The organism is Ruegeria sp. I3 (assembly GCF_056532525.1).
Window position 1 is genome coordinate 1 of sequence record NZ_JBQFNI010000015.1, and the last position, 13,080, is coordinate 13,080.

At 53.3% G+C, this 13,080-nt stretch carries 14 protein-coding genes; 3 read left to right on the plus strand and 11 right to left on the minus strand.

From position 1 onward, the window contains the following. Window positions 1-303: 303 nt before the first annotated feature. The 8 genes from ACR0L9_RS20040 to ACR0L9_RS20075 all read right to left on the minus strand — a co-directional run bounded on the left by ACR0L9_RS20040 (window position 304) and on the right by ACR0L9_RS20075 (window position 8,027). Entirely contained in the window at window positions 304-1,797 is a 1,494-nt protein-coding gene (locus ACR0L9_RS20040; protein WP_480896529.1) for a cryptochrome/photolyase family protein, read from the minus strand. Between the two features lie 3 nt (window positions 1,798-1,800). Then, window positions 1,801-3,045: an FAD-binding domain-containing protein gene (locus ACR0L9_RS20045; protein ID WP_480896530.1), complete on the minus strand. Its 1,245-nt coding sequence runs from the start codon at window positions 3,043-3,045 to the stop codon at window positions 1,801-1,803. Continuing rightward, a complete protein-coding gene (locus tag ACR0L9_RS20050; RefSeq protein ID WP_170408453.1) occupies window positions 3,042-3,179 on the minus strand; it encodes a DUF2256 domain-containing protein in 138 nt (45 codons plus the stop codon). The genes ACR0L9_RS20045 and ACR0L9_RS20050 overlap by 4 nt, the downstream gene beginning before the upstream one ends. Beyond that, window positions 3,179-4,690, minus strand: coding sequence for an FAD-binding domain-containing protein (locus tag ACR0L9_RS20055; protein ID WP_480896531.1), 1,512 nt, complete (start codon window positions 4,688-4,690; stop codon window positions 3,179-3,181). Before ACR0L9_RS20055 ends, ACR0L9_RS20050 begins: the two co-directional genes overlap by 1 nt. 229 nt (window positions 4,691-4,919) lie before the next feature. Continuing rightward, window positions 4,920-6,239, minus strand: a complete 1,320-nt coding sequence (locus ACR0L9_RS20060; RefSeq protein ID WP_480896532.1) for an ABC1 kinase family protein — start codon at window positions 6,237-6,239, stop codon at window positions 4,920-4,922. 6 nt (window positions 6,240-6,245) lie between these two features. Then, window positions 6,246-6,719: a DUF427 domain-containing protein gene (locus ACR0L9_RS20065; protein WP_480896533.1), complete on the minus strand. Its 474-nt coding sequence runs from the start codon at window positions 6,717-6,719 to the stop codon at window positions 6,246-6,248. 188 nt (window positions 6,720-6,907) lie between these two features. After that, window positions 6,908-7,531 carry an aminotransferase class I/II-fold pyridoxal phosphate-dependent enzyme gene (locus ACR0L9_RS20070; RefSeq protein WP_480896534.1) on the minus strand — a complete coding sequence of 208 codons (624 nt, stop codon included), beginning with the start codon at window positions 7,529-7,531 and terminating at the stop codon, window positions 6,908-6,910. Continuing rightward, a complete protein-coding gene (locus ACR0L9_RS20075; RefSeq protein WP_480896535.1) occupies window positions 7,464-8,027 on the minus strand; it encodes an aminotransferase class I/II-fold pyridoxal phosphate-dependent enzyme in 564 nt (187 codons plus the stop codon). The genes ACR0L9_RS20070 and ACR0L9_RS20075 overlap by 68 nt, the downstream gene beginning before the upstream one ends. 41 nt (window positions 8,028-8,068) lie before the next feature. Here ACR0L9_RS20075 and ACR0L9_RS20080 point away from each other — a divergent pair, with 41 nt between their 5' ends. Then, on the plus strand, window positions 8,069-8,824 hold the full coding sequence (locus ACR0L9_RS20080; RefSeq protein ID WP_480896536.1) for an N-acyl homoserine lactonase family protein: 756 nt from the start codon (window positions 8,069-8,071) through the stop codon (window positions 8,822-8,824). 48 nt (window positions 8,825-8,872) lie between these two features. Here ACR0L9_RS20080 and ACR0L9_RS20085 read toward each other — a convergent pair whose 3' ends face one another. Together ACR0L9_RS20085 and ACR0L9_RS20090 are read right to left on the minus strand one after the other, a co-directional pair. Beyond that, the gene (locus tag ACR0L9_RS20085; RefSeq protein ID WP_480896537.1) at window positions 8,873-9,601 is read right to left on the minus strand and encodes an SDR family NAD(P)-dependent oxidoreductase; all 729 of its coding nucleotides are present in this window, start codon (window positions 9,599-9,601) and stop codon (window positions 8,873-8,875) included. Window positions 9,602-9,779: 178 nt separating this feature from the next. Continuing rightward, a complete protein-coding gene (locus ACR0L9_RS20090; protein WP_480896538.1) occupies window positions 9,780-10,361 on the minus strand; it encodes a TetR/AcrR family transcriptional regulator in 582 nt (193 codons plus the stop codon). Window positions 10,362-10,447: 86 nt separating this feature from the next. Here ACR0L9_RS20090 and ACR0L9_RS20095 point away from each other — a divergent pair, with 86 nt between their 5' ends. Beyond that, complete coding sequence (locus ACR0L9_RS20095) at window positions 10,448-10,921, plus strand: cupin domain-containing protein (RefSeq protein ID WP_170512635.1); 474 nt, start codon at window positions 10,448-10,450, stop codon at window positions 10,919-10,921. Between the two features lie 261 nt (window positions 10,922-11,182). Here ACR0L9_RS20095 and ACR0L9_RS20100 read toward each other — a convergent pair whose 3' ends face one another. Beyond that, window positions 11,183-11,824: a TetR/AcrR family transcriptional regulator gene (locus tag ACR0L9_RS20100; protein ID WP_170597208.1), complete on the minus strand. Its 642-nt coding sequence runs from the start codon at window positions 11,822-11,824 to the stop codon at window positions 11,183-11,185. Between the two features lie 171 nt (window positions 11,825-11,995). On the opposite strand from ACR0L9_RS20100, the gene ACR0L9_RS20105 reads away from it, so the two are divergent. Beyond that, window positions 11,996-13,072, plus strand: coding sequence for an efflux RND transporter periplasmic adaptor subunit (locus ACR0L9_RS20105; protein WP_480896539.1), 1,077 nt, complete (start codon window positions 11,996-11,998; stop codon window positions 13,070-13,072). Window positions 13,073-13,080: the final 8 nt, after the last annotated feature.

Below are 13,080 nucleotides of genomic sequence, written 5' to 3' on the forward strand. Positions count from 1 at the left end.
GGATCTGACTCGAGATCAGTTTTTCTTCGAATGCGCTCAACCCCGTGGCTGAGAGCGCAAAATGCTCAAGCTTGAGCCTCACTTCGGAGCCGAGGTTTGGCGTTCCATCATGGCTCACAATGTGGATCACGGCGTAATCACCCTCTTGCAACCAACCTCCGGAAAACGGAAGAACGCGGCGGTCCAGGTTTTCAACCCAAATCCTCTACATACCAAGCAACCACATAATGCTTGGTCAGCCAGTCCTAAGGCTTATCTATGGTGTGAGCTCAATCTCAGTCATGCGCTGCCATAAAGTCCAGCTCATACCATCTGTCGCAAAAAAGATTCCGCCGTCGTGATATGCTTGCTTTTGACCTCTGGTGACATTCGCCCAGCCGTACGGCACATCATCGCCCATCGGGGATTGCCAGCCAGTCTATCGCTGTGATTCAGGATAAATCGCCAATAAAGCCCGTCCCAAATGTCGGCCCAGGGCCCTTTGCCCCAATTGCTCATTTTGCGAACATAGTTTGAACCCGAAAAGTACGGTTTGGTGGTGATCAACCCGCCATCGGCATGCTGGCTCATCGCGTAGGCATTGGGAACCATCACCCAATCATAGCTGTCGACGAACATTTCCATAAACCAGCGATAGACATGATCCGGATCAATTTCGCACAGAAACATAAATCCGCCCAAAACCATGAGGCGTTCAATATGATGACAATACCCTGTCTTGAGCACCCTTTTGATCGTGTCGTCCAGCGGATCAATACCGGTGGTTCCGTCGTAGAAAGCGCGGGGCATTGGGCGGTGATGGCCCCAATGATTTGTCGTACGCATCGGCACACCCAGGCTCTCATAAGTCGCGCGCATAAACTCGCGCCAGCCAATGATCTGGCGGATAAAACCTTCTACCGAATTCAAGGGAATGCCCTTGCGATCCGCATGCGCCAGGGCAGCATCCAAAACTTGTTTTGGCGTCAACAACCCTATGTTCAATGCAGGCGTGAGAACGGCATGCCATAGCCAGTTTTCGCCCTCAACAATGGCGTCTTCATAGTCACCAAAACGTTCGAATCGCCGTTCCAGAAACTGCGCCAGCCAGTCGGACGCAGCTTTGTGTGATGTCGGATAATACAACGTATCCAGGCTGCCCAATGCTTCTGGAAAATCAGCAAGAACGCTTGCTTTTGCGGCTTCATCAACTGCGTCATGGGAAGGCCAATCGATCCAAGGCAGGCTGCCTAACAGCGCCTTGGGCACTTTCTTGCGGTTTTCCTCGTCAAAGCTCCACTGTCCCCCCGTCGGTTGACCGCTGTCCATCAACACGTTCAAGCGGCAGCGTTGGCTTTTGTAGAAATCCGCCATGAGCCATCGTTTTCGACCGGCAAACCAATCTAGATTGTGGTCCCGCGTATTCAGAAAGCCAGGCGATGGCTGTATATTGAGCGTGATTTCGGTACTGCTAGCCGCCGCCCGTAAACGTCTTTTTGCGATGAAGTCTACTGGGTCAGCCATGATCATTTGGCTGACACCGCGATTACGCAGACTTTGAAACATTCGAAGACATGCGCCCGGCTGCCGCTCAAAGGGCCAAATCGCGGCATCAAATCCCTTTGCGACCAAGCCATCGCGATAGCGCGTCATGGAAGCACGGTGCAGCCAAAGCTTTTGCTTGTGCATCGTGGCAGGATAAAACGCATCGCCAAAGAAAAGCGGGTCTTCGAAAAGCACAACCGCGTCGGGTCGGGCGGCCACACCGGGGTGCTGGGCAAACAATTGGTTGGGAAGTAGAAGCGCGGCAGTGGACACCGGCTATGGCCTTGGTTGGGTGGCCAGGTTTAATTGGCTCAAAAGCGATGGGATCTTCTTTCGAAGACCAAAGAAGCCGGCCCTTGCATGAGGCCATGTCAAAGCGTCGTAAGGCCGAAGAATCCGATTCAAGGATAGGCCTGCGTCCCTCAAAAAGGGTTCCGCACGATCCAATCGTGACCGAGTGGGACCAACAGGCGTATAGGCTGTTGCAATGGTTGTGACACCAGCATACCGTGCTGCCTTGATCAACGGACCACTCCAGTCTTCGGCGGACTGAGCAAGCTTTCCGTAGGGTTCCAGGGCGCTGTTCATCGCGCCCTTGGCAAAATCCTTTGCGGCGTCCCCCATCGGGTTTGGAGACCGACCAGGCGTCGCCAAAAGTCCAATCGCGGCAGCAGGCGATGTCCGCACTAAGCAGTCACTTGACAGATCATCCTCTGTCAACAGCAACAGATACGGGCAGTCTGCGGGAATGAGCGGGATAGAAAGTGGAATGAGCGGGTGATCTACCGGCTCGGTCAACGGTTCTGCAAATTTGGCGAGGCCTTTTGGTTGAAACCGTCCTTGCGTGTATTTGGCAATATTATCGGGTCGCGCGAGGTAGGTTTTGCCTTTCGTGTGCAATCCGCCGACCCACCGCCAGCTCAGCGTGTTTGACGCGGGATCGCCATCCAGCAAATGCCGCAAAAAGAAATCCGCGCCAAGCTGCCACGGTAGGCGGAGTGTAAAAATCCAGATTGATGCGAACCACATGCGCGCATGGTTATGAAGGTAGCCAGTCGTCACCAATTCCCGCGCCCAATGATCGAAACAGTCGATGCCGGTGTTGCCGTTCACTGCCCCGTTGAAACGGGTCTCCAAGCCCACATCATCTTTTAGTCGCTCAAAAGCGCTCAACAAATCCCGCTGATAAAGTGCCCAGACGCTGGGCCTTTGTTCCAGCCAACCCTTGAAGTAAGTGCGCCAAAACACTTCTTGCACGAACTTCTCTGCCGCGTTGGAACTATGCGACGCTAATACCGCTGCCAAAACCTCATTCTCCGTTATCAAACGGTGGCGCAGCCAAGGTGACAAACCCGATACATTGCTGCGTTGCTCGGTCCCAAAATCGTAGTTCCGCGTACTTGCATAATGCCGACCGGTGCGTCCCACGAACTGCTTCCGCCTTGTAAGACCATTGGTTCGTGTGGGTTTGAAACTGATTGTCTCTTTCACGTCCGCAAGTTCTGGAAAAATCTCGGTCATGCGGCCGACCTGCACTTTTTCGAGCAGTATTTCACTTGATCCCAAGTGTTTTCCCATTTCTTGCGCCAGGTGAAAGGGCGCTGGCAGACCGGGCAGATTTTCTGGGGTAAATCGGCTTTCTTCTGCATTTTCATCACTGATCCCCCAAAGGCAGTTTGAGTTGCTCTTGATCTTGAGACGACCGCGCGACTTTGCGAACAGTCCGCCTTGTCTTTCGGCTCGCGTGTTTTGTCGCAATGGCTTGCGCTTCAGAGCGAAACTCCGCACTTCGGCGGACACCCCAAACCCGCTCGCGCGCGGCTTTGGCTGCTGCGAGATGGTCAAAAACACGCTCCGGATAATGCACTCCGATGATTTGTTTCCCATCTTGGGCTTTCCAGGGTTCGTGGATGTACCGATCCGAAATATGGGCCAGTTCCGGCAACCATGTCCGAATGAACACCCCTTCTGGATCCTGATCATAGCCCTGCTTAACCGGATTATAGATGCGCACAGTATTGATGCCGGTCGTGCCTGATTGCATCTGCACCTGGTTCCAGTGAATGCCCGGCTCGTAGTCAGTAAACATGCGCGCCAAATGCTCACCCGAGGCCCGCCAATCCAGCCAGAGATGATAACTCGCCGTGGCCATCACCATTGCGCGCATCCGAAAGTTGAGCCACCCCGTCGCTTGCAATGACCGAATGCATGCGTCCAAAAACGGATATCCCGTTTCGCCTTTGGACCATGCGGCCAAGAGCGCGCCATCTGGTGCTTTTGGTCGAAGCCCGTCGTATAGCCTGTGCAGATTTTCAAACTCAATTCGAGGTTCATCCTCAAGTTTCTGAATGAAATGGCAATGCCAATGCAATCGGCCTGAAAACGATCGTAGCGATTTGCGCCAGTCCATTGCTTGCGGCGGCAATCTGCGTCTTTGCTTTTCAGTCGCTTGTGTAACCTCGCGCATCGAAAGCGCGCCCCAAGCCAGGTGGGGCGACAGTCGCGAACACGCAACGGCTCCCTCCAAAGGGCTGGACATCTCGCGTTGGTATCTTTTGCCTCGGTAGGTCAGAAAGCTGTTCAGCCGCTCCAAACCCGCAGCTCGTCCACCGGCTTGACGACCAACGCACAGATCATCCCGTAAGCCGAGGTCGCGCGCCGTGGGAATATACCCTAGTTCTATGTCGATTGGTTTAAGCGCAACTGGTGACGAAACGGGCAATCCCATAAAACTGTCCCACTGTTCCGCCCAGCCATCGCGAGACTTGAGCCTGCGAAAAACGCCGTGGTTTTGCACTTCGTGCCAATGCACACCATGATCCTTGCACCAAGCCGTGACCTGAAGGTCCCGATGATACGTCCAATTGTTCCCTGTTTCCTCGTGTGACCAAAGTACGTCGACTAGACCACAATCCTTCAACTCGGATAGGGCCGACACAATCTGCCCGGTGCGCACAACAAGAGGCTGGCCAAGTTCCCCAAGGTCTTTTCGAAGTCCGGCGATTGTCTCAGCAGCAAAGTTCCACTGCCGTGTTGACGCGTCGGGTTGCTGCCAAAGCTCCGGTTCAACAACATAGAGTGGCAGAACTGGCCCGACCTCAGACGCTTGCGAAAGTGCCGGATGATCATTTACCCGTAAATCCCGTTTGAACCAAACGACTTGCACGATACCTCCGTTCTTCAAGTACTGTACGTATGGCCACAGATATTGGATCTTTGTTTCAACCACCTCTCCACTTCGCTGTGGACGCGGCCTTGGCTCTTCAAAGACGTTCTCGAATCCGCGTTTGGCAACATTCGCGCCGTATTCACACTTCGTCTTGGGTTGGTCACGCTGATCAGTGACGCAGGTTTGTAGTTGTTCGGCTTGTTGGTTTTGAGTGAATTGGGCTATTTCAGATGACGTACTTTTCAAGCAGCAACCCCACGGGCAGCGAGGCATTCAATCGAGTAGCCAACAGAAACATTCCTCCAATCTTTCGCTGAAGGTAAAGAACGTCCATCGGCACCTGGGGTGGGATATAGCCGACCTCGACCAGGGCCATACTCTCATTGTTCAGGCGGTGGGAAAGCGTTCGGTCGGAGAAATCAAATTCATTCGCAGATTGAATTGCTTCGAAAACGCCGCGGATCATTCCGAGGATCCGGTCGTCAAATGGGCCATCACCTTCAATAAGCTTCAGTTGTACGGCAGCCTTTCGAAGCGCCGCGCCGTCTTCAAGCAAACCGGCGCGCAACAGATCCACGTATCCATCTATTGCAGATGGTTGCAGTGCGCGTGCCGCGCCAAAATCCAAGAGACCGATTTTTCCATTGGATGGGTTGTATCGGTAATTGGCAAAGTTTGGATCGCTCTGCATCATACCGAACTCAAAAACCTCGCGCAGCGTGAGATTGACCAAGGCCTCTGAGACTCGATTGCGTTCCTCGCTTGTCGCATCACTCACGGCCTCGATAGGGCGACCTTCCAGAAAGGACATCGTCAGAACTTCTGGCGTGCTCCAATCTGCATAGAACTCTGGGATTTTAATCGCTTCATCGCCCTGCAATAGGTCAGCAAAACAGCGCAGATATTGCCCCTCGCGTTCATAGTCCGTTTCTTCATGTAATTGACTGCGCGCCTCTTGGATATACGGAGCCAGATCAAAGCTTTGGGGAAGCAGACCTGACATGCGAACCAGAGTGGCAACGTTGGCCACGTCGCTGTCGATACTGCGCGCGATACCGGGATATTGCACTTTGATCGCCACGTCGCGCCCGTCTTTCAATGTCGCACGATGTACTTGCCCAATGCTCGCTGCCGCTATGGGCCTAACGTTAAAATCTTTGAAGGATTTTCGCCAATCTGCACCCCAAGCTCGGTTCAGGACGTCACGCAATTGTTTCGGTGGCATGAAATGCGCCTGATCTCGTAAACGCGCCATGATGTCAGCCAGTTCAGGCGGCAAGACCTCACCTGCATCCATCGAAATCAACTGACCCACCTTCATCGCGGCGCCTCGCATGCGAGCGAGTTGATCCGCGACTCGTGTCACGTTGCCGGGTGTCATCAACAAACCACGCATATCGGGTCGCGCGCCACGACCGATCTCTCTTAGGGCGCGTGCTGCCATGTTCCCCGCAATGCCTGCCGTCATGCTGCTTAAACCGGCAACACGGACCAAACGGCTTGTAGGAACTGCCAAAGGGGTTGGTGAGGATTTAGGGTCGGTCATCAATACTCACCAGAATTCCGTGCCCGGAGCGCCTTTTATGCGACCCTTCAAGTTTTCGGTGACCCAACCTCCATAGAAGTCCCCGGGTTGCGGGATCACCCGGTACTCACCAACAAAACAAGCGTCCATATGTCCGGCATAAAAGGCGAGATAGCCCTTAATCCGTTCAAATTTGATGGTTGGTGCAGCATAACTCCACGCAGCTTTCTTAGCCGCAGCTGCCCCGTTCTGAACGTCCCAGTAGCTCGCAACACCCTTCCACTCGCAGAATGATCTACCCGAGGCCTTTGTCAGAACGGCATCAGTGTCTTGCGGCGGAATATAATACGTGGGGGCGTGGTGGGTTTCGAGAACCTGAAACGCCTGATCGGTTTCCACGATTGTTTGACCGCCGAGCTCGATCCGCACTCGATGCGGCACTGCCCGCAGCGCAGGTGGTCGCGGATAGTCTTGGACGTTTTCAGTTGTCCAACCTGTCATTTCGAACCTTGGTTATGAATCAGTTGTTCCATCTTCGAACTAGCGCGCCGACAGTGTTATTCTAGCGGTAGAGCTTTCAGCGTATGGCAGGTGAACTTGCACCAAAATTGGGCTTAGTGTCAGTTTGGGACGGGCAACGTTATTTGACCGACTTTGCAGCCCAAACCTTCGAAATGAGTGTCCTAAATCTACCAGTTTGCCAATAGTTCGCCCATGCGCTCTAGGCCAAGGTCGAGGTTGGCAGCAGCACCTCCCCCCACACCCAGTCGGATGTGGTTCTGCATCCCGTAAGACGAACCCGGTAGTAGAAATGTTCGATAGGGATCGGCGAGCAAGCGTTTGGCGAACACGTCGCCATCAATCCCATCGAGCCGTGCCAAACCAATTAATCCAGCCTGAGGTTTGACCCAATCGAGGTTGGGCTGATCGGCAACAAACCTATCCAGGCGTTCCAGCGTTTTCATTCCAGCTGCCCGTGCAGTTTTCAAAGCCTGATTATATCGGTCAGACCTCAAGGCGATTTCGGCGATGACTTCGCCAAGAATATTCATAATTTCGCTCGAGTTTTCCCGCAGAATAATAGCGCCCCAAATGAGATCTGAATCACGGCATATCATCCAGCCGGTGCGTACCCCTTGGAGCGCCAGTGCCTTGGAAACGCTGCCCGTCGTGATACCCCTTGGATACAAACCAGCAATCGAAGGGGCACGGGACCCGTCCCACTCCAATTCCGCGTAAACCTCGTCAACAACCAGCCATGCACCTACGCGATCTGCGATTTGGACAAGCCTTTCCAGCTCTGCTTGTGTCATCAACTGCCCGGGTGGGGTTATTGGGGTTGGTCATAAAGATGAGCCGCGTGCGCGCTGTTACTGCGGCCTCAACTTTGTCGAGCGGCAATACCCAACCAGCCCTCTCTTCGCGGTCGACAACTTTTAGCGTCGCGCCAACTGCCTCTGCCAATACGCCCGCTTGTGGCCAGCCCGGGCGTTCCGTTACGACTTCGTCGCCCGGTTGGACCAATTGCATGAATGCAAGATAATTGGCTTCCGCGGCGCCGGCGGTGATCAGAACGTCGTCTGGCTTGCAAACATCAGACAAGCCGGCGCGGTCCAAAACATGCCGTCGTAAAGCGGGCAGACCCCGAAAGCTCTTTTGGTTCCAATCCAACGGCAGCGCTGGATCCAGCGCATCCATGAACGCACCCAAGCGCGGCGACTCGCACAAGGAAAACCCAACGAAAGCTTCTGGATCCGCTTCCGTGGTATCCAGTAGGTATTGAAAAAGTGTGTGTATCTTGACTTTCATGCTCTACTCAAAATCTTTGTAGTCAATCAGGGAGAGAGTCTGTGCAAGCAGAGGGATTTGTCAAAGGGCGACCGATTGACCTTGTGGTTTTGGACTACGGGCTGTTCAAGGTCCATTCCACTGGCCGCATCATAGGTATCTGCGGGTTTCTGATCCGAACAGATTTGGGAGAAGCAATACTCATCGACACTGGATTTCCTGAAAAATACGCCATTGATACCGACGCCGCGGTCAAAGAAGATCGATTGTTCGAGTTTGGCGAGGTTCTGAAGTGCGAACCAGATAATCTGCCACGCGCACAGCTGGCAAAACTCGGGCTTATTCCGTCAGACATTACATTACAGATTTGTACGCACTCCCATATCGACCATATCGGTGCATTGGGCGACTTTCCAAACAGTCCCATTCTCATCTCCTCTGCCGAGCGAGCCTTACCTCGCCCCTTGTATTGGGGCGATATGCGGCCGATGGAATGGCCCGATCAGGATTACCTGGTTATTGATGACGACGTAGTGATTGGGCCGGGTATCTTCGTTTTGATGGCACCCGGTCATGCTCCTGGCCAGATCGCGGTAATGGTCGATCTTCCGTCGGGGGCGATTTTATTGACCAGTGATGCGATTTCCCGACCAGCAGAAATCGACGAGAAGTTTGCCGGGTCTTGGGACGAAGATGCAGCAATTGCCAGCGCTGACAGGTTGATGCGTCTGGCATCCGAGCGAGATGCCTTTGTAGTCTATGGGCATTGTCCAAAGCAGTGGCCTGTTCTGAAGAAAGCACCAGAAGTCTACAGCTGATCTCACCCCTTGGACCATTTTTCCGGAAAGTGATGTCACACCAAAGAATTATCTGACGTCGCGCCCTTGGTTCAGAATAATCACATTCCCACTGGAAACATCCCCTGCCGGTGAAATGAGAAAACCAACCCAAGAGGCGATTTGCTCAGGTAGCATCGCATGACCATGTGGCATGGCACTAACGGCTTTCTTCAAGACTTCCTCGGTCAAGACATTGAACAACGGTGTCTCAGTCATGGCAAGTGCCAGAGAATTTACACAGATTTTATCCTGTGCGTATCGACGGGCGAGGTCTTTTGTAAGGGTATCCATCGCTGCTTTTGACGCGCGGTAGTGCGGAGGGTCGAACACATCGAAATTGTAAGCACCGTTCGATGAGATATTTACAATCTTTTTGATGCCTTCGCGTTCTAACATCAATTGGACCGCTTGCTGGCAACAATGGAATGCAGAATTAAAGTTGATTGCCATCTGCTTTTCGAGTTCCTCGGGCGGAATGTGCGGGAAGTCAGACATAAAGCAGGTGCCAGCGTTGTTTACCAAAGCATCCAGACCGTCATGGGCTGTCCTAATGCGCTCAAACGTTTGAGCCACGGCCAAAGGATCAGTTAAGTCAACGTAAATAGGTGTGAAGTCCGAACTAAATCCTGATGCCAGTTCGTTCAGGCGCTCTTCTTTGAGGTCCAGACCAATCACATGCAACCCCTTTGTCTGCAATTGGCGACAGATGGCCTGTCCCATCCCTCCCGCGGCGCCGGTCACAACCGCTGTCTTCATGGTAACTCCTCCTACCTAGGTATGATTTGGGATACTTCGAATTAAAGAAGGAAACTCATAACCCTTTTTTCTGAAAGCGGCGAAAGCCAATTTCGTTTAATTCAGTGCTCGTCCGTTTTGGGCTCAAGCTAGACTTTGCAAAGTCTGCTTACTGCGCATTTCTGTAATTCGGCCATCGTCAGTTTTTTGGCAAATATCGATCCAACAGAGCGTCGACCAACCCTTCCTGAAGTTGGTAGCCAGTTGCTTCGTCCACACGCAAAATGTCTTCAAGAATGACAAGTTGTTCCATGCCGGTCGTCATGGCCAATCGCTTCGCCAGGTCGTCAATTTCCTTCGGCTCCATCAATGGGTGAACTGGCGCAAGTGCTTCCGAAAAAGCCGCCACTCTTCTGGCGCCACGCATTTTGACAGTTCCATTCTCAAGAGATGCCTTGAGTGATTCAGCTAAAAACTGCCGGAAGTGCGCCTCATGAACCCGAGAAAAATCCAGATAGTAACGCGCAACGACATGTACACGGCTGCTAACGTCATCCAGCCCCTCGAGAAGTTCTGACGTTGGAGTGACTTCAAGATCGAGCGTCGCATCCAAAGCCAAGACACTTGGGTCAGAAAAGTAGCGATAGACCGTCGCACGGCTGGTTTTGGCGCGTTCAGCGACTTTTGCTAGCGTGACTTCCTTTCCCTCCGACATCAATTCTCGAGCGGCCGAAAGAAGTGCTTCTCGCGTTCGGTTGATTTGATTTGTACGAGGTGCCAATCCCAAGCCCTTTGCGAAACACTTGTCTCATAAGTAGATTTATGTATCATAAGCCGAGTGTGTTTCAAGTAAAGGGAGTCGCAGTTATGACTGAACCTCGCCCGCGAGTTTACCATCTTCTTGGGAACCTTTTGACCTTCCACGCCTTTCCCAGTGAGACTGGAAATCGTTGCACAATCGTTGAGATAAAGACGGCTCCTGGTGCCGGTGCGCCGCCCAATCATCATGCAGGCGAAGATGAGAGCTTCTATGTGCTAGACGGTGAGTTCGAGTTCTTCGTGAATGGTGAGACAGTCAACGCAAAAGGTGGTGATTTCGTCAAAGTCCCGGACGGCGCAGTGCACGCCTTTACATGTACTGGGGAACGGCCTGGGCGGCTACTTTGCATCAACGCCCCCGGCGCTATGCATGACACATTCTTTACTGAAGCTGGTGAAACAATGCCTGAGGGTACGACAGATATTCCGGCGCCAGATGGACCGCCAGATATTCCGGCGATCATGGCCGTAGCGGACCGAGTGGGAATGACGATCCTTGCGCCAGCGGACATTCCCAGCTAACGAATGCGATTGCATAACTCCGGGTTGCGAAACGGAGGCTTTGGAACAAAGCTTCTGCCGTACACCCTAACTTGTAATACTGGCTCAACCCGAAGCCGACATTCACGACGAGACCTTGCGATTCTGGATAGCCGACTTTGGCGGCGCTTTCCAAAAAATGTCTTCTATGTGAACCTGAGCAATCGTTTTGGCGCAGGCGTGACAGCGGCTTAGATCGTCTGCTATGAGTGCTTGGTTGAATTCGTTTTAGTGTGAGAACGCTCAACTCAGCATTCTTTCCGAAACGTCCTCAAGAAGGGTATGAAGATCGAATTCTTCACCTTTCTCTGCAAGCCCTTTGTCATGCAAAATGAAGGACAGCCCGTGCACGAAACTCCACAACAAAAAACCACGGCGGCGAACTTCGTCTGTGATTCCCGGTTCACCGAGACATTTTGCTACTTCAGTCAAAAGAATCCCGAAACTTTGCTGGCCGCCTTCCTCCAGCCGGGGATCCGCGATGCGGTCTGTGAAGCCGCCAAATTTCAGTCTGAAGATCCCGGGCTCATTTAACGCAAAGGCAATATACTCCATCCCTATGGCAGTAATGCGCTCGGGAGATCCTTCAGGAACGCCTTCCAGCGCAGTAAGCATTTTGTCTCGGTGCCGATCCATTCCCTCAAGGACAGTGGCGACCAGCATTTCTGTCTTGTCTTTGAAGTGCTTGTAAGGTGCCGCAGTCGATACGCCCGCGCGTCTGCACGCCTCGGATACGGAAAAACTGTCCGGACCTTTTTCTTCTACCAACTGTCGGGTTGCTTCGATCAGTGCAGCGCGGAGATCACCGTGATGATAGGCTTTCTTGCTGACTGAAGGACCAGCCGTTTGTCTGCTAGTCGAATGATTTTTTTCGATGCTGCTCATGATCCAACATGTGCCAGATCACGTATCTCTTGTCAAAGTAAGAACTTCTAACATATGTTAGAGATGCTAACTTGATGAGGTCCCCAAATGCCGAATCCTGCCAATTCATCTACTGAAGCGACCAAACCGAGCCTATTTGCACGTGTGTTACGCGGCGCTGTGCGTTTGGGAGTGACCGTCAGTTTTATAGCCGTTGCAGCGGCCGCCGTTCACTTTGGCGCATCCGAGCTCACCCGTAGAGCGGAGGCGGTGCCCGCACCGGATGCCGCCGCTGTGACCCCGGTATCCGTGACGCCGATAACGTCCGAGAGCGCTTACACGGTCGACCGTGTGTTCATCGGGCAGGTCGAACCTCAGCGTTCGGCAGATATCTCTTTCGAGCTGAACGGGACGCTCGATCAAATTCTGGTGGATGAGGGTGACAAGGTTGCCAAAGGTCAACTTCTTGCGACACTGGACATTGCACTGCTGGAGGTCGAACGCGACCGTCTGACAGCATCACGCGATGCCATTGCAGCCCAGCTTGCATTTGCAAGAAAGACGGTCGAGCGAAACGCGAAACTCATTGAACAAGGCTTTACCAGTCAAGCCCGTTTGGACGAAGCCGTTTCTCAGCAAGATGAATTGTTATCCAGAATTGGCGAGTTGGATGCGGCCCTGCGCGATGTTACCGTTCGGATTGAGAAATCCAGCATCGAGGCCCCATTTGCCGGTCAAATAACCGCGCGACACGTGGACGGTGGCGAAACTCTGCGCTCGGGCGAGCTGGTTCTGGGAATGGTCGAGGTCGTGTCGCCGCAGGTTCGGATCGGTATTCCTCTCGATGTTGATCCGGCGCTTCTGACTGATGTTGAGATCGAAATAACAGGTCAAAGCTATCGGGCCGAGCTTGCAACCTTGCGGCCCGATATTGACCCGGTGACCCGAACCCGCACTGCGCTGTTCGATCTGAAAAACGCTCCCGACGTTGCTTTCGGACAAACCGCACGTGTGCATGTACTCGATCCTGTACAAAGTGCGGGAACCTGGGTGCCCACAACATCGCTAAAGGAAGGAACGCGCGGGCAATGGACACTGCTGGTTGCCGACGCGCAAAAGACTGTGCGCCTAGCGACGGTCGAAGTACTGCATGCCGAAGACGACCGCGTCTTTGTGCGTGGCGCGTTTCCGGAAGGCACCGTCCTGATCGATCAGGGTCCGCAGCGGGTGAGCGTTGGTCAGCGCGTCGCCTTCGACACTGGCGAGTAACGGAGCGA

Coding starts and splice junctions, on each gene's coding strand:
- ACR0L9_RS20075 (WP_480896535.1), bottom strand. CDS start 8,027: ATGAAAGTCAAGATACACACACTTTTTCAATACCTACTGGATACCACG.
- ACR0L9_RS20050 (WP_170408453.1), bottom strand. CDS start 3,179: ATGAAAATGCAGAAGAAAGCCGATTTACCCCAGAAAATCTGCCCGGTC.
- ACR0L9_RS20100 (WP_170597208.1), bottom strand. CDS start 11,824: ATGAGCAGCATCGAAAAAAATCATTCGACTAGCAGACAAACGGCTGGT.
- ACR0L9_RS20070 (WP_480896534.1), bottom strand. CDS start 7,531: ATGACACAAGCAGAGCTGGAAAGGCTTGTCCAAATCGCAGATCGCGTA.
- ACR0L9_RS20045 (WP_480896530.1), bottom strand. CDS start 3,045: ATGACCGAGATTTTTCCAGAACTTGCGGACGTGAAAGAGACAATCAGT.
- ACR0L9_RS20085 (WP_480896537.1), bottom strand. CDS start 9,601: ATGAAGACAGCGGTTGTGACCGGCGCCGCGGGAGGGATGGGACAGGCC.
- ACR0L9_RS20095 (WP_170512635.1), top strand. CDS start 10,448: ATGACTGAACCTCGCCCGCGAGTTTACCATCTTCTTGGGAACCTTTTG.
- ACR0L9_RS20060 (WP_480896532.1), bottom strand. CDS start 6,239: ATGACCGACCCTAAATCCTCACCAACCCCTTTGGCAGTTCCTACAAGC.
- ACR0L9_RS20065 (WP_480896533.1), bottom strand. CDS start 6,719: ATGACAGGTTGGACAACTGAAAACGTCCAAGACTATCCGCGACCACCT.